This window comes from Pararhizobium sp. P1_E7, from assembly GCF_056405855.1.
The window spans coordinates 269,115-289,073 of the sequence record NZ_JBFUBH010000001.1; the positions used below are offsets into that span (position 1 = coordinate 269,115).

The 19,959-nt window shown below is 60.5% G+C and carries 19 protein-coding genes and 1 tRNA gene; 9 read left to right on the top strand and 11 right to left on the bottom strand.

The window, feature by feature from the left end; translation table 11 throughout:
* Positions 1-75 precede the first annotated feature (75 nt).
* From AC1D17_RS01240 to AC1D17_RS01270, 7 genes are all read left to right on the top strand, one after another.
* The gene (locus tag AC1D17_RS01240) at positions 76-1,131 is read left to right on the top strand and encodes a dipeptidase (protein WP_477563609.1); all 1,056 of its coding nucleotides are present in this window, start codon (positions 76-78) and stop codon (positions 1,129-1,131) included.
* A gap of 46 nt (positions 1,132-1,177) precedes the next feature.
* Entirely contained in the window at positions 1,178-2,821 is a 1,644-nt protein-coding gene (locus AC1D17_RS01245; RefSeq protein WP_477563610.1) for an ABC transporter substrate-binding protein, read from the top strand.
* A gap of 14 nt (positions 2,822-2,835) precedes the next feature.
* Positions 2,836-3,903 (top strand): ABC transporter permease, encoded by a 1,068-nt coding sequence (locus AC1D17_RS01250; protein ID WP_477563611.1) that lies wholly within the window; start codon positions 2,836-2,838, stop codon positions 3,901-3,903.
* On the top strand, positions 3,900-4,835 hold the full coding sequence (locus AC1D17_RS01255; protein ID WP_264223426.1) for an ABC transporter permease: 936 nt from the start codon (positions 3,900-3,902) through the stop codon (positions 4,833-4,835). Before AC1D17_RS01250 ends, AC1D17_RS01255 begins: the two co-directional genes overlap by 4 nt.
* Positions 4,832-5,665 carry an ABC transporter ATP-binding protein gene (locus AC1D17_RS01260; protein WP_477563612.1) on the top strand — a complete coding sequence of 278 codons (834 nt, stop codon included), beginning with the start codon at positions 4,832-4,834 and terminating at the stop codon, positions 5,663-5,665. The genes AC1D17_RS01255 and AC1D17_RS01260 overlap by 4 nt, the downstream gene beginning before the upstream one ends.
* Positions 5,662-6,423 (top strand): ABC transporter ATP-binding protein, encoded by a 762-nt coding sequence (locus AC1D17_RS01265; protein ID WP_477563613.1) that lies wholly within the window; start codon positions 5,662-5,664, stop codon positions 6,421-6,423. Before AC1D17_RS01260 ends, AC1D17_RS01265 begins: the two co-directional genes overlap by 4 nt.
* A gap of 132 nt (positions 6,424-6,555) precedes the next feature.
* On the top strand, positions 6,556-7,989 hold the full coding sequence (locus AC1D17_RS01270) for an FAD-binding oxidoreductase (RefSeq protein ID WP_477563614.1): 1,434 nt from the start codon (positions 6,556-6,558) through the stop codon (positions 7,987-7,989).
* Positions 7,990-8,128: 139 nt separating this feature from the next.
* Here the strand turns inward: AC1D17_RS01270 and AC1D17_RS01275 are convergent, their stop codons facing one another.
* From AC1D17_RS01275 to xylF, 8 genes are all read right to left on the bottom strand, one after another.
* Complete coding sequence (locus AC1D17_RS01275) at positions 8,129-8,515, bottom strand: cupin domain-containing protein (RefSeq protein WP_477563615.1); 387 nt, start codon at positions 8,513-8,515, stop codon at positions 8,129-8,131.
* 8 nt (positions 8,516-8,523) lie between these two features.
* Positions 8,524-10,011: a 4-hydroxyphenylacetate 3-hydroxylase family protein gene (locus AC1D17_RS01280; protein ID WP_477563616.1), complete on the bottom strand. Its 1,488-nt coding sequence runs from the start codon at positions 10,009-10,011 to the stop codon at positions 8,524-8,526.
* A 16-nt stretch (positions 10,012-10,027) separates the two neighbouring features.
* The gene (locus AC1D17_RS01285) at positions 10,028-10,564 is read right to left on the bottom strand and encodes a flavin reductase family protein (protein WP_477563617.1); all 537 of its coding nucleotides are present in this window, start codon (positions 10,562-10,564) and stop codon (positions 10,028-10,030) included.
* Positions 10,565-10,703: 139 nt separating this feature from the next.
* Positions 10,704-11,393 carry a GntR family transcriptional regulator gene (locus AC1D17_RS01290; protein ID WP_477563618.1) on the bottom strand — a complete coding sequence of 230 codons (690 nt, stop codon included), beginning with the start codon at positions 11,391-11,393 and terminating at the stop codon, positions 10,704-10,706.
* 184 nt (positions 11,394-11,577) lie between these two features.
* Positions 11,578-11,654, bottom strand: a tRNA-Arg gene (locus AC1D17_RS01295).
* A 228-nt stretch (positions 11,655-11,882) separates the two neighbouring features.
* Complete coding sequence (locus tag AC1D17_RS01300; protein WP_477563619.1) at positions 11,883-12,668, bottom strand: ATP-binding cassette domain-containing protein; 786 nt, start codon at positions 12,666-12,668, stop codon at positions 11,883-11,885.
* 13 nt (positions 12,669-12,681) lie between these two features.
* On the bottom strand, positions 12,682-13,995 hold the full coding sequence (locus AC1D17_RS01305) for a sugar ABC transporter permease (protein ID WP_477563620.1): 1,314 nt from the start codon (positions 13,993-13,995) through the stop codon (positions 12,682-12,684).
* Between the two features lie 117 nt (positions 13,996-14,112).
* Positions 14,113-15,153: a D-xylose ABC transporter substrate-binding protein gene (xylF, locus tag AC1D17_RS01310; protein ID WP_264223415.1), complete on the bottom strand. Its 1,041-nt coding sequence runs from the start codon at positions 15,151-15,153 to the stop codon at positions 14,113-14,115.
* A 229-nt stretch (positions 15,154-15,382) separates the two neighbouring features.
* On the opposite strand from xylF, the gene AC1D17_RS01315 reads away from it, so the two are divergent.
* On the top strand, positions 15,383-16,618 hold the full coding sequence (locus AC1D17_RS01315; RefSeq protein ID WP_477563621.1) for an ROK family transcriptional regulator: 1,236 nt from the start codon (positions 15,383-15,385) through the stop codon (positions 16,616-16,618).
* 49 nt (positions 16,619-16,667) lie between these two features.
* Here AC1D17_RS01315 and iolG read toward each other — a convergent pair whose 3' ends face one another.
* Complete coding sequence (iolG, locus tag AC1D17_RS01320; protein ID WP_477563622.1) at positions 16,668-17,663, bottom strand: inositol 2-dehydrogenase; 996 nt, start codon at positions 17,661-17,663, stop codon at positions 16,668-16,670.
* Between the two features lie 387 nt (positions 17,664-18,050).
* On the opposite strand from iolG, the gene AC1D17_RS01325 reads away from it, so the two are divergent.
* A complete protein-coding gene (locus AC1D17_RS01325; RefSeq protein ID WP_477563623.1) occupies positions 18,051-18,278 on the top strand; it encodes a hypothetical protein in 228 nt (75 codons plus the stop codon).
* A 2-nt stretch (positions 18,279-18,280) separates the two neighbouring features.
* On the opposite strand, the gene AC1D17_RS01330 is transcribed toward AC1D17_RS01325, so the two are convergent.
* Both AC1D17_RS01330 and AC1D17_RS01335 read right to left on the bottom strand, forming a co-directional pair.
* The gene (locus AC1D17_RS01330; protein WP_477563624.1) at positions 18,281-18,748 is read right to left on the bottom strand and encodes a hypothetical protein; all 468 of its coding nucleotides are present in this window, start codon (positions 18,746-18,748) and stop codon (positions 18,281-18,283) included.
* Positions 18,749-18,800: 52 nt separating this feature from the next.
* On the bottom strand, positions 18,801-19,778 hold the full coding sequence (locus AC1D17_RS01335; protein WP_477563625.1) for a LysR family transcriptional regulator: 978 nt from the start codon (positions 19,776-19,778) through the stop codon (positions 18,801-18,803).
* Between the last annotated feature and the right edge of the window lie 181 nt (positions 19,779-19,959).

Sequence of the window (19,959 nt, forward strand, 5' to 3'; positions counted from 1 at the left end):
CATCGCGTTCTTGACCAATCGGACAAAAATTGGCTGATGCCGATAGACGCATTAGGCAGGACGGGATTTTTTTGAATGCAGGCGGTTTTCGACGGCCACAACGATGTGTTGCTGAGACTGTGGAGCAATGCCAAAAATGGCGCTGACCCGGTTGTTGAGTTTTCCGAGGGAACAACGGAAGGTCATATTGACGGCCCCCGCGCCAGGAAGGGCGGCCTCGCCGGCGGACTGTCGGCGATCTACATCCCCTCCGGCCATCTCATACTGAAGACGCCTGACGAGAATGGCCACTATGCGACGCAGCTGTCCGAGCCGCTGGAGCGGCAGCCGTCTCTCGATATTGCGCTGGAGTTCACCGCCATCGCCCTTCAGCTCGATCGCGCCGGCGCCTGGAAGCTTTGCCGTTCGACCGCCGATATCCGCGCGGCGATGGAAAAGGGCATCTTTGCCGCGGTTCTGCACATGGAAGGCTGCGAGGCGATCGGTGCCGATCTTACCGCGCTTGAAACATTCCACGCTGCCGGATTGCGTTCGCTTGGCCCGGTCTGGAGCCGCAACAACATCTTTGGCCATGGCGTGCCGTTTGCCTTTCCGGTGGGCCCGGATACCGGGCCTGGCCTGACCGATGCCGGCTTCGATCTGGTACGCGAATGCAACCGTCTCGGAATTCTGATCGATCTCGCCCACATTACCGAAAAGGGGTTCTGGGACGTGGCGAAAACCACCGACCAGCCGCTGATCGCCAGCCACTCCAATGCGCATTCCCTGACTGCGGTTGCCCGCAACCTGACCGATCGCCAATTGGATGCGATCCGCGACAGCAAGGGTCTGGCCGGGCTGAACTATGCGACCACGATGCTGCGGCCGGACGGGCTGGAAAACGCCAATACGCCGATCTCCGATATGGTCCGGCATGTCGATTATATGGTCGAGCGCATGGGCATCGATTGCGTGGCGCTTGGATCCGATTTCGATGGTGCAACCATTCCGGAAGGAATTACCGATGCGGCCGGTAACCAGAGCCTGATCGCTGCCCTTCGGGAGGCCGGATACGGTGACGCTGAACTTGCGAAAATATGCCGGGAAAACTGGCTGAGGGTTTTGGCTCAGGCCTGGCACGAAGCCGTCTGAACTGAAAACAAAGGCCCATTGCGGGCTCAAAAGAGGGAACGGAACGATGATGCATTCACTGAACAGGCATGTCCGAATGTTGACCGCTGGCGCTGCCATGTCGCTGATCTTGATGGCGGGTGCGCCCGCTTTCGCCGAAACGCCGGCCGATACATTGGTCGAGGGCTGGGCGATCGACGACATCATCACCATGGATCCGGGCGAAGCGTTCGAATTGTCGACCGCCGAAGTCACGGCCAATACCTATAGCTATCTCGTTCGCCTCGATATCAACGACACGTCCAAGGTCGTCGGCGATCTCGCCGAAAGCTGGACTGTCTCGGATGACGGCCTGACCTACACGTTCAAGCTGAAGCCCGACGCGAAATTTGCCTCCGGCAATCCCGTGACGGCCGAGGATGTCGCTTACTCCATCGAACGCGTCGTCAAGCTCGACAAGAGCCCCGCCTTCATCCTCACGCAGTTCGGCCTGACCGGCGACAATGTTGCGGAAAAGGCCAAGGCGACGGACGCCAATACCTTCACCTTTACGGTCGACAAGGGCTACGCGCCGAGCTTTGTCCTCAACTGCCTGACGGCGACCGTCGGCGCCGTTGTCGATGAGAAGCTTGTTCTCGAACATGTGGCCGCGGTCACGCCATCGGCCGAATACAAGTACGACAACGACTTCGGCAATGAATGGCTGAAGACCAACTATGCCGGTTCGGGCGCCTTCAAGTTGCGCGAGTGGCGTGCCAACGAAGTCGTCGTCATGGAGCGCAATGACAATTACTACGGTGAAAAGACGCCGCTTGCCCGCGTCATCTATCGCCACATGAAGGAAAGCTCCGGCCAGCGCCTGGCGCTCGAAGCCGGCGACATCGACGTGGCGCGCAATCTCGAGCCGGGTGATTTCGACGCGGTGTCGAAGAATGCCGAGCTTGCCACCACCAATGCACCGAAGGGCACGGTCTACTACTTCAGCCTCAACCAGAAGAACGCCAACCTGGCAAAGCCGGAAGTGGCGGAAGCCTTCAAGTATCTGGTCGATTACGATGCGATCGGCTCGACCCTGATCAAGGGCATCGGCGAAATCCATCAGAGCTTCCTGCCGAAGGGCGTTCTGGGCGAACTGCCGGAAAATCCCTACAAGCTCGATGTCGCCAAGGCTAAGGAACTTCTGGCCAAGGCCGGTCTTGCCGACGGTTTCTCGGTGACCATGGACGTGCGCAACACCCAGCCGATCACGGGTATTGCCGAATCCATCCAGCAGACGCTGGCCCAGGCCAACATCAAGATGGAAATCATCCCCGGCGACGGCAAGCAGACGCTGACCAAGTACCGCGCCCGCACACACGACATCTATATCGGTCAGTGGGGACAGGATTACTTCGATCCGAACTCGAATGCCGAAACCTTCACCGTCAACCCGGACAATTCCGACGAAGGCAAGAACAAGACGCTCGCCTGGCGCAACACCTGGGACGTTCCGAAGGAATGGACGGAAGAGAGCAAGGCTGCTCTTCTCGAAAAGGATGCAGCCAAGCGCGCTGAGATGTACAAGGACCTGCAGAAGAAGGTGCTTGAAAAGAGCCCGTTCGTGATCATCTTCCAGCAGACGGAAGTTGCAGGCACCCGTGCCAACGTGAAGGGTTTCAAGCTCGGTCCGAGCTTCGATACCAACTACGTCTTCACGGTTTCCAAGGATTGAGCCGGAGATAGCCGGTGAGCATTCCCCAAACAGTACCAACGGCCGGGCGCTCACGCGCCCGTGCCAACGGCTGGGCAAAGAGCATCCTGCGCTTCCTGGTCATCATCGTCACGACCTATCTCGGACTTCTGGCCGTGACCTTCTTTATCGGCCGCGTCATTCCGATCGACCCGGTGCTCGCCGTTCTCGGCGACCGGGCGCCGGCGCATGTCGTCGAGCGGACCCGTGAGCTGATGGGCTTCAACAAGCCGCTCTATGTGCAGTTCCTTATCTATGTCCGCGATGCCTTGACGGGCAATTTCGGCACTTCGGTGCTGACGACCAATCCGGTGATGAGCGATATCCGCCGCGTCTTCCCCGCCACTCTGGAACTTGCGACGCTGGGCACCGTCATCGGCAGTCTTTTCGGCGTTCCGCTCGGTGTGCTCGCAGCCGTCAAGCGCGGCTCGATCGCCGACCAGATCGTTCGCGTCGTCGGGCTTGTCGGCTATTCCGTGCCGATCTTCTGGCTGGCTTTGCTGTCGCTTTTGTTCTTCTACGCCAAGCTCAGATGGGTCGCCTATCCGGGCCGCATCGATATTGTCTACGAATACAGTTTTACGCCGGTGACCGGCCTCTATCTGCTGGATTCGCTCTGGCAGGGGCAGTGGGACGTGTTCCGCGATGTCTTCCGCCACATCATTCTACCGGCAGGCCTGCTTGGTTATTTCTCGCTTGCCTATATCAGCCGCATGACCCGCAGCTTCATGCTCAATGAACTCGGCCAGGAATACATTGTCGCGGCGCGCGCCAAGGGCCTGTCGGAAACCCGGATCATCTGGGGCCACGCCCTGCGCAATGCCGCAGTGCCGCTGGTGACGGTGATTGCGCTGTCCTATGCCGGGCTTCTCGAAGGCTCTGTCCTGACCGAGACGGTCTTTGCCTGGCCGGGCCTCGGGCTCTACATCACCAATTCGCTGCAGAATGCCGACATGAACGCGGTTTTGGGCGGCACCATCGTTATCGGTTCCGTCTTCATCGCCATCAATATCCTGTCCGATCTTCTCTACCGGACACTTGACCCAAGGACGCGCGCGCGATGAGCCAGTCCAGCCTCCAAACCAGTCCGATGACCCGCCGCCAATGGCTGATGTCCGACAGGCCGCAATCGCGCCTGCAGGCCCGTCTTGGCCGCGCCTACATGACCTGGCAGCGGTTCTCGGCCAACAGGCTTGCTGTTGCCGGTCTCTGCATCATCCTTCTGCTCATCCTCATCGCGATCTTTGCCGATGTGCTCGCGCCGCATTCGCCCGTGATCGGTGATCTCGGCGGTGCGCGGCTGTTGCCACCCGGAAGCGAGGGCTATCTGCTCGGCACCGACGATCAGGGCAGGGACATTCTCTCGCGCCTGCTGCATGGATCGCGGTTGACATTGCTGGTCATCGTCCTCGTCGCGATCATCGCCGCCCCGATCGGCCTTCTGGTCGGTGCCGTCTCCGGCTATGCCGGCGGCTGGGTCGATGCGGTGCTGATGCGCATCACCGATATCTTCCTCGCTTTCCCCAAGCTTGTTCTGGCGCTTGCCTTCGTGGCTGCCATGGGACCGGGCATCGAAAACGCCATCCTTGCCATCGCCATCACGTCCTGGCCGCCCTACGCCCGCATCGCCCGTGCCGAGACGCTCAGCGTGCGCAACTCCGACTATATCGCCGCTGTGCGGCTGATGGGGGCGTCGCCCTTCCGCATCGTGCTCAGGCATGTCATGCCGATGTGCGTGTCGTCGCTGATCGTCCGCGTCACGCTCGATATGGCCGGTATTATCCTCACCGCAGCCGGCCTCGGATTTCTCGGCCTCGGCGCACAGCCGCCGCTGCCGGAATGGGGCGCGATGATCGCATCCGGCCGCCGGTTCATCCTTGACCAGTGGTGGGTCGCCACCATGCCCGGCATCGCCATCCTCATCGTCAGCCTCGGTTTCAACCTTCTGGGCGACGGCCTGCGCGACGCGCTTGATCCACGGGAGAGCGGCCAATGAGCACGATGCTGACGGTCGATAATCTCAGGGTCTCGTTTCCCACCCGCACGGGCGTGATCGAAGCCGTGCGTGGGGTTTCCTTCACGCTTGGCCGCGAACGCCTTGGCATCGTCGGTGAAAGCGGCTCGGGAAAATCCCAGACGGGCAGGGCGATCATGGGGCTGACGCCCGCGCATGCCAGGATTTCGGCGAACACGCTGAATTTCGACGGCATCGATCTTTTGGCGGCTCCGGCCAAGGTCAGGCGAAGCCTGCGCGGCAGCCGCATCGCCATGATCCTGCAGGACCCGAAATACTCGCTCAATCCGGTGATGAGCATCGGCCGCCAGATCGTCGAGACGCTGCGCACGCATGAAAATGTCGGCAAGCGCGAGGCCCGCGACCGTGCCATTGCCATGCTGGAGGCTGTGCAGATCCGCGACGCCGGCCGCGTCTTCGATCTTCATCCGCATGAAGTTTCCGGCGGCATGGGCCAGCGGGCGATGATCGCCATGATGCTGATTGCCGGACCCGAATTGCTGGTCGCCGACGAGCCGACCTCGGCGCTCGATGTGACGGTGCAACTCGAGGTGCTCGGCATTCTCGACAAGCTAGTTGCCGAGCGCGGCATGGGGCTGATCTTCATCTCCCATGACCTGCGTCTGGTTTCGTCCTTCTGCGACCGCGTCATCGTCATGTATGCCGGCAAGATCGTCGAGGAACTGGCGGCCTCCGATCTCGGCAATGCGAAACATCCCTATACCCAAGGCCTGCTCAATTGCATGCCGACGCTCGGCACCGATAGGCATCCGCTGCCGGTGCTGGACCGCCAGCCGGAGTGGGCGCTATGACTGCAATCGTTTCGGCTGAAAACCTGACCGTCTCCTTTGACGATTTCCTGGCCCTCGACAATGTCAGCATCGATGTCGAACCGGGCGAATCCTTCGGCCTCGTCGGCGAATCCGGATCCGGAAAATCGACGCTTTTGCGCGCCGTTGCCGGTCTCTCGCCGGTAACGTCAGGCCGGATCGTGCTTGACGGCAAGCCTCTGGATGTCAAGTATCGCGACAAGGCGTTCTATCGCCAGGTGCAGATGGTTTTCCAGGATCCCTATGGCTCGCTGCATCCCCGCCAGACGGTCGACCGGTTGCTGCAGGAACCGCTGGCCATTCACGGCATCGCCGATGCCGAACGCCGCATCCTGCGGGCGCTCGACGAGGTCGGCCTCGGTTCCTCCTTCCGCTTCCGCTATTCGCACCAGCTCTCCGGCGGCCAGCGCCAGCGCATCGCGATTGCCCGCGCGCTGATCATCGAACCGCAGATCATGTTGCTCGACGAGCCGACCTCGGCGCTCGATGCCTCTGTCCAGGCCGAAGTCCTCAACCTCCTGGAGCAGGTGCGCCGCGACCGCAAGCTCACCTATATCATGGTCAGCCATGACCTCGGCGTCGTCACCCATATGTGCGAACGGCTGGCGGTGATGAAGGGCGGCAAGGTCGTCGAACGGCTGTCGTCAGCCGATCTCGTGGCGGGCCGCCTCCAGGAAGACTATACGAAGAACCTCATGGTGGCGAGCAAGGGGTTCGTTCGGGACGCAAGCATGGCCTGACGTTGGGGGCCAGCGGCTCCACTGCGCCAGTAATGGCCGCTCATTGCGCCCAGCTGCCCCCGTCTTGCGCCGTTCATTAGAAAGGCGCAAAGTACGAGGGCTGGGGCATGGTACACCTTGGAGGGGTGCGTCATGAACGATATGAGCCTCTTGAATTTACAAGCAGGAAAGACGACCGTGAGCGCGGCGGCCATCGAGGCTTTCGCGGGGCAGCAGCGCGGCAGCGTGCTGGATGCCGGCGACGCGTCCTATGACGAAGTGCGCGCCATCTGGAATAGCATGATCGACCGCAAGCCGGCGCTGATCGTGCGATGCGCCGGTGCTGGCGACGTCGTTCGAGCCGTGCGCTTTGCCCGCGATAAGGGGTTGCTTGTCGCGGTGCGCGGCGGCGGACACAACATCGCTGGCAATGCGGTCTGTGACGGCGGCCTCATGATCGACCTGTCGCCGATGAAGTCCGTGCGTGTCGATGCGGCGGCAAAGCGTGCCTGGGTCGAACCCGGGGCGACGCTGGCCGATGTCGACAGCGAAACCCAATCCTTCGGACTTGCAGTACCGACCGGGATAAACTCGACGACCGGCATCGCCGGATTGACGCTGGGCGGCGGTTTCGGCTGGATCACGCGCAAGTTCGGTCTGACGATCGACAGTCTCGTCTGCGCAGATGTTGTCACCGCAGACGGCAATCTGGTGCGTGCCAGCGAGACGGAAAACAGCGATCTCTTCTGGGCGCTGAGGGGTGGCGGCGGGAATTTCGGTATCGTCACAGCATTCGAATTCAAGCTCCACGATCTCGGTCCGCAGGTTACAGCCGGTCTCGTCGTGCATCCGTTCGAGGATGCGCAAACCGTGCTCGAACAATACCGGCAAGCGCTCGAAACTGCGCCTGACGAACTGACCTGCTGGGTGGTGATGCGGGCTGCGCCACCGCTGCCATTTCTGCCTGAGGCGTGGCACGGCAAGGAGGTGCTGGTTCTCGCCATGTGTTATTGCGGTGATGCCGCCGCAGCTGAAACGGCAACCGCCCGGCTGCGCTCGATCGGCAAGCCGATCGCCGACGTCGTCGGCCCCTGTCCGTTTGCCGGCTGGCAGCAGGCATTCGATCCGCTGCTGACGCCCGGCGCGCGAAACTACTGGAAGAGCCATGATTTCATGGAGCTTTCCGATACGACGATCGGAATTCTGCTCGATGCCGTCCGCAGGCTGCCAGGGCCCGAATGCGAGATTTTCATCGCCCATCTGGGCGGCGCTGCGGGCCGCGTTGCAACCGGCGCCACTGCCTTCCCGCAACGCAACACGCATTTCGTCATGAACGTACACGCGCGCTGGCGCGAACCGGCGGGGGACGGGGCTTGTATCGGTTGGGCGCGCCGGCTCTTCGAGGCCGCAAAACCCTATTCCGCCGGAACGGCCTATATCAATTTCATGCCGGAAGACGAGGGGGATCGCGTTGCGGCGGCCTATGGCAGCAACTATCAGCGGCTCGGCGAGATCAAACGGCGATACGATCCGCACAATCTGTTCCGCATGAACCAGAACGTCCTGCCGAAAGGCGAGGCGGGTTAGAGCAACTCCGGCAAAAGTGCATAGCGGTTTTGCGTCCGGAATGCGCAAAACAAAAAATAGAGCGTTTTCGCGATTCGGAGGAACGCGGGAACGCTCTAAGCTGATTAGGCACTTGAGCACGTTTCAGACAGATCATTCACTATGCAGATTGGTCGTAGTAGTGCAGCTCAAACAACAGGCACCCTTTCTCGGATTTGAAAGGACCGTGATAGATGCCAGGCGGCCGGCAGGCATAGGTGTTGGGCGCAAAGCTCGATGCGCGTTCTGCAGGGCTCGCCTCGCCGACGATGAGGTCCCCTGAGATCAGATAGACCTCCTCCCAATAGTCGTGCACGAACGGCTCCGTGGTGTAGGCGCCCGGCCTGAAACGAAGCAGCCGCGTTCGGTTGCCGGTCTTGTTGATCTCATCGAGACTGCCGGCAAGTATCTTCTGCTCAATATCCTCCGGATAGCCTGGTGGGGAATGCCAGCCGTCGCCATCCATATCGACGGCATGGAATTCCTTGTGCTCTTTCTGGATGGGCATGGGATACCTCAGGCAGCTGTCTGCTTTTCGTTGGAGAGCTCATCTTCGAGCGAATAGCTGTCAAGCATGTAATCGACGAGTTGCGTGCAGCGATCCCAATCAAACGTGCGATAGCTGTGTCCCTTGGTCACGAAGGTGGCGCCTGCATAGAACATTTCGTATTGTGTGTGGCGCGAGGCGAATTCCGAGCCGACTGCATCCCAAGCGAGCTTGAAGAATTTTACGCGTCCCTCCGACGACGCGACAGGCGATTGTTGCGTCTTGCCGATCAAATCGCGCAACTCGCCGTTGGCGAAGTCGGAGACGGACGAAGGCAGCATGATCAGTCCCCCTCCAGCCAGTTCGCGCAGGGTCACCATGACCTGCGCATAGAGTTGCTGGGTCAGCACCTGCGCGGAATACAATGTGTGGCCGTCGGGAATGAAATAATCGCCCCGCATCCGGCCTTTCACCTCCATGGAATGGACGAGGGCGTCCACCATGGTATTTTGCGCCGCGAGCGAACCAAGCGTTTCCTTCACTTGGGGGAAGCTGATGACGCCGTTCGTCTCGGCAATGCGCTTTGCGATGCCGACAAGGAAGCGCATCTTCACCATGAGACGAATCTGGGACTGGTAGTTCTGGTAGACGTGGGCCGGCGTGGCGTGGAACTGTTTCTGGCACATGGCGATGTCCTGATTGACGAACACGCGCTCCCACGGCACCTTCACATCGTCGAAGTAGAGCACCGCGTCATTCTCGTCGAAGCGGCTGGCGAGCGGATTGTCGAAGATGCTGGTCGCACTTTCCTCATAGGATTTGCGGGACAGGACTTTCATCCCCTTGGCATTCATCGGCACCGCAAAGGAAACGGCGTAGCGCTCATCGCCCTCGCGCAGCGGTTGGATGCATGTGACGAGCGCTTCATTCGCCAGGATGCTGCCCGTTGCCAGCATCTTGGCGCCACGGATCGTTATGCCTTCGCTATCCTGGTCAACAACACCGGCGGTGAGGAACGGGTCCTGCTGCTCGTTTGCAGCTTTGGATCGATCGGCCTGGGGATTGATGATGACATAGGTGAGGTAAAGTTCGTTGTTCCGGGCAAACCGATAGTAGTCGGCAATGGCTCCCGCGCGGGCGCCGTCATAAGCCTTGAACACGTCGATCCCCATGTACATCCCTGCGATGCAGGAAGCGACATGGTCGGGCGCACGGCCCAGAAAGCCGCAATGAAGTTCGGTCCAGGCCTCGAGAGCCGTTCGGCGCTCCACCAGATCCTGATAGCTGCGCGGTAGCTGCCACATGCGATTGGCGCGTTCCCCGCCGCCGTCCGGCACTTCGAACGTCATCAACTCCCTGTTGTACGGACTGGCCTGGAAATCATAGAGCATTCCGATCGACTTCACCGTCCGTCGGAAGGCGGAATGCTCGGTGACATCTCCAGCCAGTCGGCCGTTGATGTAGACCTGCCTGCCGTCCTTCAGTGTCTCGATATGCCTTGAGCCGGTCTTGATCATGTTTCCCTCCCTATCGTCAGTAGTGAATGTCGAGCGGCCAGAGTGGCGCCAGGGACTGTGTCGGCTCAAGCGCTGCGTAGCGCCCTTGGCAGAATACAAGCGGCCTGCGATCGGCGGACGACAGGAATCGATTCACCCGCGCTATGAAGATGATGTGGTCGCCACCGTCGTGCCTAGCCCAGGGAGCGCACTCGAACACGGCGGCAACGCCTGGCAACACCGGCGCATCCGAGCTTCCGTTCGCAACTCTTACGCCTTCCCACTTCTTGGAAAGCGATCTCGCAAACCGATTGGAAACGTCCTTTTGATTTTCAGACAAGACATTGATGGCGTAGCTTTCGGCCTTCTCCCACAAGGGCAGGCTCGCAGCCCGGCGATCGACGCTGAACAGAACGAGGGGCGGATCGAGAGACACGGAATTGAATGAGCTCATGGTCATACCGAGCCGCTCCCTGTCCACTATGCAGGTCACGACGCAGACGCCGGTGGGAAACTGACCCAACGCCTGTCGGAACGCACGTAGATTGACAACGGTTTCCGGCTCGACAATCATTTCCCTCTCCACTCAGGCAATCAGGATAACAACAGTCTTCTCCGCATTTGCTCGCGGACCATGCGCGATCATCGCCCCGCCGGGCACTTGCACCACATTTCCATTGCCGGGCTCCCCGCGCATCGGCAGGGCCGCGTGGCTAAAAATTCGCAATCGGCAGTCGCAGGGCAATGAGTGTGTTGGATAAATGCAGTGCCATCGCGGCCGCCGCGCGCTCAGGATCCCCTAAGCGAACCGCCTGGACGATGGCAGTATGTTCGGCCAGTACGGTGCCACTACGTGCCTCGGAGGCCGCGATCGCGAGCAGTCCCATTCGTAACTGGCGATCCCGCAGGCTCTCATAGAAGTCAGCCAGGATCGGGTTGCCGGCGCTGCGTACGATCGCCCGGTGAAACTCCCGGTCGTACTCGATGAACTTCACCGGTGTCTGCTGACATTCCTCCTGCTGGCTCACCAGCCGTTCCAACTGCGCCGCCAGCGGCTCGTTCGACACAGCCGCACGCCGCACGCACCAATCCTCGACCAAGCCGCGAGCCTGCATGACCGCTTCGACCTCGGCCTCGGTGATAGGCGGGACATACGCGCCCTTTTTCGGCACGATTTTAAGCAGGCCATCCGATTCGAGCCGCAGCAATGCCTCGCGCACGGGGGTTCGCGAAATTCCAATCGCCCGGCATACCTCGGCTTCCGTCAAGAACGTTCCTTCATGGCGCGGCAGCGTCAGAACGTGCTGTTTCAGCCATCTGTAGACGACATCCTGGGCGCTGTCGGCCTGCTGGCCCATAAACGAGTGGTTCATCGTAGCTTGTAGGCTTTTCATCAACATCATGTATACATGTTGTTGATGTGTTTTGCAAGACTCTCAGGGGAGGCCGTTCTTTAAGATCGGGTTCTGTAGGATTCCGTGATTCACGCCCGAGCTGGCTTGCGATCAGCAGTCGGTCCAGGCAGGCCCATGCAAATGAGTCAGGTGCCCACCGGGCTGCGCAGCTTTGTTCTGGAATGGTGGTAATTGGTGCACCCGACTGGATTCGAACCAGTGACCTCTGCCTTCGGAGGGCAGCACTCTATCCAGCTGAGCTACGGGTGCATCCGCGACGGCAAGGCGTCGAAGCAGGCTGTGCCCGGTTCATAGCCTAGGATAGACGGCGCATCAATGGTGAAAGCGTACCGGCAGCAGGAAAATCCCGTGGATTGAATGCGGTCCAGTTCGCGCCGGCTGCCAGGGCGGAGGAGTGGCACTCTGCACGATATGCCGGCATGAAAAAAATGCCGCGCTCTTTGAGCGCGGCATCGGATTTTCGGACAGAAGGGAAACTCAAGCCGTCTGCATGGCGCCGGGGCCGGCGATGGCTTTCGGCGGGACCTTGCCGAGAATGATCATCCCCAGAACCTCGTCCTTGGTGACGTCCTCGGTGCGGGCATGGCCAACGACCTGGCCGTTCTTCATCACCGAGACGCGGTCGGCGAGGTCGAAGACATCGTGGATGTCGTGGCTGATCAGGAAGATGCCGATGCCTTCGCGCTTCAGCTGCTTGATCAGTTCGCCGACCTGTGCGGTTTCCTGTGGCCCGAGCGCGGCGGTCGGCTCGTCCATGATCAGGATGCGCGCGTCGAACAGGATGGCGCGGGCAATGGCGACCGACTGGCGCTGGCCGCCCGAAAGCGCTTTCACCGGCTCCTTGAAGCGGCGGAAGTTCGGATTGAGCCGTCCCATCACTTCGCGGGCCTTGGCTTCCATCGCCACGTCGTCGAGCGTGCCCCAGGGGGTGCGCAGCTCGCGGCCGAGGTAGAGGTTGGCAGCGGCATCGACGTTGTCGGCGACGGCGAGTGTCTGGTAGATCGTCTCGATGCCGTAGGCCTTGGCATCGCGCGGGTTGCTAATGTGGACCGGCTCGCCATTGATCAGGATCTCGCCGGCGTCGCGCTTGTAGGCGCCAGACAGGATCTTGATCAGTGTCGACTTGCCGGCGCCGTTATGGCCAAGCAATGCGACGACTTCGCCTGGATAGAGATCGACCGAGGCATTGTCGACGGCGTGGATGCCGCCAAAGGAGATGGAAATGTTCTTCATTTCCACCAGGGGAGTGCGTTGTTCCGTCATTGTTCGAACTCCTCTACTTGGCTCGGCCGCGATAAACGGTATCCAGCCAGACGGCCATGACCAGCACGATGCCGATGACGATGCTTTGCAGCGGTGTGTCGATGCGCAACAGCACCATGCCGGACTGCAGCGACTGCATGACGATGGCTCCGAGAACCGCTCCCGAGATCGTCCCCATGCCGCCAGCGAGCGATGTGCCGCCGATGACGGCCGCAGCGATCGTATAGAGTTCGTCGAGCGTGCCCTGCGCATTCGTTGCGGCGTTCAGGCGGGCCGTCGAGATGGCGGCAGCGATGGCACAGAGCGCGCCCATCAGCGCGAAGATGCGCACCGTCACCCAGCGTGTCTTGATGCCGGCCAGTTCCGCCGCTTCCGGATTGCCGCCGATTGCAAAGACATAGCGGCCAAAGCGGGTACGGGTGGTGAGGAAACTCATGGCGATGGCGATACCGACGGCCATCAGGACCGGAATGGCGATGCCGAGCGGGATCTGCAGCCCGCCTTCAGGCCAGGGGATGTTGTTGGCCTCGGCATATTTCTTGGCGAGGTTGACCGGCATGTAATAGCTGTTGAGCACCCAGACGGCGGCCAGCACCATGACGCAGCCGACGAACGAGAGAAAGTATTCCGCCCACATCGGACGCAGCGGAAAGCCGAAGCGCTTGCGCTGCTTGCGTGAGTTGATGATCGAGGCGACGATGATGACGCAGGCGATGACACCGACGACCCAGCTTGCCGTGGCGCCGATCGATCCTTCCGCGCCGCCGCCCATCAGGCGGAATGTCGAGTCCATCGGGGCAACGGTTGCACCGGAGATGACGAGGAAGGCCGCAGCGCGCCAGATCAGCAGGCCGCCGAGGGTGACGATGAAGGCGGGGACATTGAGAAAGGCGATGATAATGCCCTGAAACGCGCCGATGGCGGTTCCAAGCGCGATGCCGACCGTGAGCGCAATGATCCAGGTGGCTGGATTGTCGAAGCCGATCAGCGGCGGCAGGATTTTCGCCTGCGTGATTGCCATGATCATGCCGACAAAGCCGAGGATCGAGCCGACCGACAGGTCGATATTGCGGGTGACGATGACGAGCACCATGCCCGTTGCCATGACCGAGACCGACGCAGCCTGGACCGTGAGGTTCCACAGATTGCGCGGTGTCAGGAAAAGCCCGCCGGTGAAATATTGAAAGCCGAGCCAGATGCACAGCAGCGCTGCGATCATCCCGAGAAGCCGGGTATCGATCTCGGTCGCCTGCAGGAACCGCTGCAGGGCGGTTCCCTGTGTTTGGCGCACGCTGCTGGAAGGCGTTGCAATGGTGGTGTTCGCCATTTGCTGATTACTCCCCCTTTATTCTTGTGTTTAAAGTACCGCACATCGGAGAAGCGCCGCAACGTGATCGCTGCGGCGCTCGTGACGGGACCTTATTTGCCCATGTTCAGGTTCGGATCAGTTGCAGACCGCAACGGTTCCGGCCTTCACGCCCTGGCAGGTTTCTTCCTTGGAAATCCAGCCGGCGTCGATGACGACGTTCAGGTTTTCCTTGGTGATCGGCTGCGGCGCAATGAAGAACGACTGCATTTCGACGCCCTTCGGGCCGCCGGAGAACTTGACAGTGCCGGGGATGGAGTCCATCGAAGCGCCGCCAGCAAGGGCTACGGCGATTTCGCCGGCCTTCTTGCCGAGTTCGCGGCTATCCTTCCAGACGGATACGGTCTGGGTACCAAGGGCGACGCGGTTCAGAGCGGCCTTGTCGCCATCCTGGCCCGAAACCGGAACCGAGCCTGCGAGGCCCTGGGCTTCGAGCGCTGCGACAACACCGCCGGCCATGCCGTCATTCGAGGAGACGACGCCGTCCACCTTGTTGTCGTTGGCAGTCAGGAACTGTTCCATGTTCTTCTGGGCAGCTTCCGGCTTCCAGCCGTCCGTATAGGCTTCGCCGACATTCTTGATCTTGCCTGCGTCCATGGCGGCCTTGAGCACTTCCATCTGGCCGGAGAACAGGAAGTCTGCATTCGGGTCTGTCGATGCGCCCTTGATGAAGACGTAGTTGCCTTCCGGCTTGACCTTGAACACTTCGGCAGCCTGCATGCGGCCGACTTCCTTGTTGTCGAAGGTGATGTAGTAGGCGGCCGGGTTTTCGATCAGGCGGTCATAGCCGACGACCGGAATACCTTCAGCAGCAGCCTTTTCGATGGCCGGGCCGATGGCTTCCGAATCCTGCGCCAGAACGATGATGGCGTTGGCGCCCTGGGCGATCAGCGATTCGATGTCGGTCAGCTGCTTTGCAGCCGATGCCTGGGCGTCAGCGGAAATGTACTTGTCGCCAGATGCTTCGAGGGCTGCCTTGATGGCGGCTTCGTCGGTCTTCCAGCGTTCTTCCTGGAAGTTCGACCAGGAAACGCCGACGACCAGATCCTTGGCCATGGCTGCAGTGTGCAGGGATACGATGATGGCAGCGCCTGCCATCAGTGTCAAAACTGATTTCATGAAGTCCTCCCAAGTGACCGCTGGCCGTCCGTGCGAACCTCCCGCACGGCCCCCGGCCAGCAAAATTGCCTGTCGTCAACCCGAAAGAGTTTTTTCTCGACAGTCGAGAAAATAGATGTCAGAGTTTTTCAGGGCTGTCAATAACGCTTTGGATAATGCAGTTTGACATCGGGCAGATGCTTTGGGAGGAGCATGTGTTTGTGGAATTCGTGAATCACAGGGATGCGCAATGCTGAGCAAATCAAGCACCGAATTGGTGCGCCAGCAAAACAGCGCGCTCGTGCTTGCGACGTTGCGGCGCCTTGGGCCGCTGTCTCATACCGATATATCCGAACATACCGGCTTGGCCTCTGCGACGGTTTCGGCGATCACCGCCGAACTGGAGCGGGCAGGGGTCATCGAGAAGGCGGAACAGCAAGCCTCGTCTGGACGCGGACGGCCGCGGGTGCTGTTTGCGCAGCGTCGCGACAGCGGCTTTCTGATCGCCGTGCGCATCTCCTCGGATGTCGTGCAATATTCGCTTGTGGATTATTCCGGCCGGCTGATCGACCGTTTCGAGGAGCCGCGCAATCATAAGGTTGCCGGAACGCAGCCCTTTGCCGAGGGATTCCTCGTTGCGCTGGACCGCCTCATTGAACGGTCGCAATTGGACAAGGCACAAGTTCTCGCCGTCTCGATCTCCAGCAAGGGCACCGTCGATGCCGATGGCAAGCGGCTTTTGTGGTCGCCGGTGTTTGGCGGCGAGCAGATCGATTTCGTTTCGCTGCTGGCGCCTCGATGGCGCGCCAAGGTCACGCTGAACAACGAAACCCTTTTGGTCGCGCAGGCACTGGGGATGAAGGCGGATGCAAGCCAGGCCGATTCGTTCCGCGGACTTGCCGCTTTGTCGCTTGGACACAGTATCGGGCTTGGCATTGCCCGCAAGGACCGGTTCGGCGAGCTGGAGGTGACGGCTCCCAATTTCGGCCACATGCTGCACGCTGCCAACGGTTGCCTTTGCCGCTGCGGCTCCTTCGGCTGCATCGAGGCAACCGCCGGATTCTACGGCATTCTGCGCTCTGCGTTTGAAGTGCCGCCCGATACGATCCCGGCCAAATTCGTGCCGCTGGCCGAAATGGACAAGATCGCCACCAGTGCGCGCCAGGGAAACCGCATGGCTGGCTACGCCTTCCGGCAGGCAGGCATAGCGCTCGGCAACGGCCTTTCCCGGCTGCTGAGCCTTTACGACCGCATGCCGATCTCCATAACCGGGCCGGGAACGCGCTACTTCGATCTGTTGCAGCGCGGCATCGATGAGGGGCTTGAGCAATCGCATGAGGTCCGCCTCCAGGGCCGGCCGGAGATTTCGGTGATCTTCGACGAACAGAGGCTGGTCTTCGATGGGCATTTGGATCGGGCCTTGACCGATATGGATCACGATATAGCCGCCTTCAGGCCGTTGCCACCGGCGGCAGATCAGGCTTGATACACGAAAGGCCGGGCAAACCCGGCCTTTCAGCGTTCAACCCTGTCGATCAGGCGTCGATGCGGATCTGGCGCTTTTCCGTCACGGACTTCACGGCGGCGTCGGCGAGTGCCAGCGCTGCAAGGCCGTCGGCGCCGGAAGGTGTGATCTTCGTGCCCTTTTCGATCGCGGAGATGAAGCCGGCGATTTCGTTGGCATAGGCTTCGGTGTAGCGCGTCATGAAGAAATCATGCAGCGGCGGGCGGGTATAGCCGTCACCATTGGCGATCTCGATTGAGACGGCGCGCTGATTCTCGGCGGAGACGACGCCCTTCGACCCGTGCACTTCGATGCGCTGGTCGTAGCCGTAGGTGGCGCGGCGGGAATTGGAGATGATCGCCTGCTTGCCGGAGGCGGTCTCCAGAATGACCGAGACGCTGTCATAGTCGCCGGCCTTGCCGATCTCCGGATCGACGAGCACAGCCGCATGGGCCGTGACGATGACGGGTTCTTCACCCAGCAGGAAGCGGGCCATGTCGAAATCATGGATGGTCATGTCGCGGAAAATGCCGCCGGAACGCTTGATATAATCGACGGGCGGGGCGCCGGGATCGCGCGAGATGATCGTGACCATTTCGACCGTGCCGATCTTGCCGTCGTCGATCGCCTTGCGCACCGCCATGAAATGCGGATCGAAGCGGCGGTTGAAGCCAACCATCAGCTTGCCCTTGGTCTCTTCGACAACCTTCATGCATTCGCGCACGCGGCCGACGTCGAGATCGATCGGCTTTTCGCAGAAGATCGCCTTGCCGGCGCGGGCGAAACGCTCGATCAGGTCGGCATGGGTATCCGTCGGAGTGCAGATGACGACGGCATCGATATCCGCGGACTTTTCGATCTCCTCGATCGTGCGGACAGCACAGCCATATTGCTTGGCGATCGCGTTGGCTGCTTCGGGAAAGGCATCGGCAACGGCAACGAGGACGGCATCCGGATTGCCGCTGACGGCTTTGGCGTGAACCTTGCCGATACGGCCGGCGCCGAGAAGACCAAATCTGACGGTCATGTTCATCTCTTTTTGACGAGCGGCAAAGCGCCGCGAAGGGACGGGGTGATGACGCTCACTCCGGACAGGCGTTGCGGAAGACAGGTCCGCGCTGATGCTCTTGAGGTGGTTTCCGGCATTTGCCGATCCGCCAAGTTGCGGGCGGTGTAATCTCTCTCCCTGTTCGTCTTGTCTCCCGAGCGCGTATGGAGCGATATCTCCTCGGCGCATGTGAAATCGGAATGAAAACGAAACGATGTTAATTTTCAGAATATTTATTCTATTTACGCCGTCGCCGTCAAGCTGTTAAACCGTTCGGGCTCTTGCGGCAAATGTCCATTTGGACATAAAGCTGTGGCCTTTGATGCAGGGCCCGAATGGCCGGGCACATCCTCAAGGACAGTTTTCATGATGAAGTTCATCGATCCGGATCATCCGTTCTACAAGCCGCTTTGGGTCCGGCTTCTGATCGTGATGCTCTGCTGTGTGTGGACTGCCGTCGAATTCTGGAACGGAGCGGACACCTGGGGGATGATCTTCCTGGCAGTCTCTGCCTATACGGCCTGCGTGCTGATCATCTTTTTCAAGCCGAAGACCGGGGCTGCCGAAGAAACAAAGACCGACGACCCTGCCTGATGTCACCGACGCTGCATCTGGCGTAACCGCCTTTGCGCTTCGTCGATAAGCATGTTGGCGACTTTCATGCGCAGTGTGGCATTGGTCCGGTAGTCGGGATCATGGCGATCCGGGTGGTTTTCAGCGGCAAAACGGCGGCGTTTATCGGCCAGTGTCTGGGGTGTCTCCATCTCCGTCAGCGCCAGGTCGGCGGCAATCTGTTCCGGGCCGACCCTGCCGAGATGCTCCGGCATGACCGGTTTGGGCACAGGCTTGGCGGGGGCGAGCATTGCATCGCTTGCCATATCGAAATAGGCGCGCTGAACCGCTCCGTCGCCGGTCATCGCCGACGCCAAAGGATTGCCCACCCAGCCCGCGTTGAAGCCGCGTATGGCGGCGGACGGCCGGTCCTCTTTCGAGGCCACCTCGTCGCCGTCCTCTTCCGCCTTCAACCGCTCCAGAACCGATTGGAACACCGACATCCCGAACATCTGCCTCTCCACTTTTCCAGCTTTAGAGCATGTCAGGGTTTTGCGGGCCTGATCAGGCGGTGCTCTGCTTCAGGATCAGGTCGTAGAGAAGCTTGGCGCTCGGCGGCAGCGCCCGGCCGCGTGCGGTGATCAGGCTGTAGGGCCGGATCTTGATGTTGAAATCTGTCGGAAGCACGCGGATCTCGCCCGCCTGGCTACCGCTTCCGGCAATCAGAGTGGCAACGTCGCGGGCGACGGGAGCGATGGCATTGGTGTGGTGGACGATGGAAACCGTCAGAATCGTCGATGACGTGTTGATAATGGTCGCGGGCAGCGGCGTACCGGCCGACAGAAAGCTGTCCTCGACGGCACGCCGCAGCAGCGTTCCCGATGGCTGGAAAACCCAGTCGTAACCGGGAAGATCGGCTGAGCTGATAATGCCCTTGTCGAGCAGCGGATGACCCGCCCGGACGATCAGGCAGACATCTTCCTCGCCGATCTCGATCAGGTTGAATTGCCGGGGATCCATGTCGTCCGGTATCCGGCCGATGACGAAGTCGTGCCGGGCTGCCAGCAGCTCGCGCACAAGCACATTGCTGTTTTCGACCTGAATATTGATTTCGATGCCGGGATAGGCGGTCGAGACCTGGCGGATGGCCGGAACGGCCAGGTTAAGGGCAGGTCCCGTGACAGAACCCAACGAGACCGAGCCGCCGCTGCCGGTCTTCAGTTCGTTGATCTCGCGCGTCGTTTCCCGAAGTTCCAAAAAGATCGTGCGCGCCCGCCGCGCCAGCGCCCTGCCATATTGCGTCAGTTCGACGCCGCGGGCGACGCGGGCACACAGAGGCGCCTTCACAATCGTCTCGACTTCGCTCAGCATGCGCGACGCTGCCGGTTGAGAAATGCTCAGAGAATCGGCCGCTGCGCTAATCTGACCATGTTCTTCGATGGCGAGAATCAGCTGCAGATGACTCATTTTTAAGCCTAGGCGAAAAATTCCGCGCTCCGAATAATCCACAGCCACGGATGAGAGTGGCGCTGAATCGTCCATATTTTACTCCTATTCCGAGAAAAATCCCTTCGCATGTGCAAAAAGTCACACTGTTGTGTCTTAATATATCAAAATTGTGATGAGGATACACTTATATTGTATTTGACAGTTATGATGTTTGATTCCAGTTTGCGGCGATGTGCGCCAGCGTGCTTGGGAGCGTGTAAGGCCTGGGAGGGCT

Excerpts from the sequence above, each read along its gene's own strand:
- AC1D17_RS01240 (WP_477563609.1), top strand. The coding sequence starts at position 76 with ATGCAGGCGGTTTTCGACGGCCACAACGATGTGTTGCTGAGACTGTGG.
- AC1D17_RS01245 (WP_477563610.1), top strand. The coding sequence starts at position 1,178 with ATGATGCATTCACTGAACAGGCATGTCCGAATGTTGACCGCTGGCGCT.
- AC1D17_RS01255 (WP_264223426.1), top strand. The coding sequence starts at position 3,900 with ATGAGCCAGTCCAGCCTCCAAACCAGTCCGATGACCCGCCGCCAATGG.
- AC1D17_RS01260 (WP_477563612.1), top strand. The coding sequence starts at position 4,832 with ATGAGCACGATGCTGACGGTCGATAATCTCAGGGTCTCGTTTCCCACC.
- AC1D17_RS01265 (WP_477563613.1), top strand. The coding sequence starts at position 5,662 with ATGACTGCAATCGTTTCGGCTGAAAACCTGACCGTCTCCTTTGACGAT.
- AC1D17_RS01270 (WP_477563614.1), top strand. The coding sequence starts at position 6,556 with ATGAACGATATGAGCCTCTTGAATTTACAAGCAGGAAAGACGACCGTG.
- AC1D17_RS01275 (WP_477563615.1), bottom strand. The coding sequence starts at position 8,515 with ATGCCCATCCAGAAAGAGCACAAGGAATTCCATGCCGTCGATATGGAT.
- AC1D17_RS01280 (WP_477563616.1), bottom strand. The coding sequence starts at position 10,011 with ATGATCAAGACCGGCTCAAGGCATATCGAGACACTGAAGGACGGCAGG.
- AC1D17_RS01285 (WP_477563617.1), bottom strand. The coding sequence starts at position 10,564 with ATGATTGTCGAGCCGGAAACCGTTGTCAATCTACGTGCGTTCCGACAG.
- AC1D17_RS01290 (WP_477563618.1), bottom strand. The coding sequence starts at position 11,393 with ATGATGTTGATGAAAAGCCTACAAGCTACGATGAACCACTCGTTTATG.
- AC1D17_RS01300 (WP_477563619.1), bottom strand. The coding sequence starts at position 12,668 with ATGACGGAACAACGCACTCCCCTGGTGGAAATGAAGAACATTTCCATC.
- AC1D17_RS01305 (WP_477563620.1), bottom strand. The coding sequence starts at position 13,995 with ATGGCGAACACCACCATTGCAACGCCTTCCAGCAGCGTGCGCCAAACA.
- xylF (WP_264223415.1), bottom strand. The coding sequence starts at position 15,153 with ATGAAATCAGTTTTGACACTGATGGCAGGCGCTGCCATCATCGTATCC.
- AC1D17_RS01315 (WP_477563621.1), top strand. The coding sequence starts at position 15,383 with ATGCTGAGCAAATCAAGCACCGAATTGGTGCGCCAGCAAAACAGCGCG.
- iolG (WP_477563622.1), bottom strand. The coding sequence starts at position 17,663 with ATGACCGTCAGATTTGGTCTTCTCGGCGCCGGCCGTATCGGCAAGGTT.
- AC1D17_RS01325 (WP_477563623.1), top strand. The coding sequence starts at position 18,051 with ATGATGAAGTTCATCGATCCGGATCATCCGTTCTACAAGCCGCTTTGG.
- AC1D17_RS01330 (WP_477563624.1), bottom strand. The coding sequence starts at position 18,748 with ATGTTCGGGATGTCGGTGTTCCAATCGGTTCTGGAGCGGTTGAAGGCG.
- AC1D17_RS01335 (WP_477563625.1), bottom strand. The coding sequence starts at position 19,778 with ATGGACGATTCAGCGCCACTCTCATCCGTGGCTGTGGATTATTCGGAG.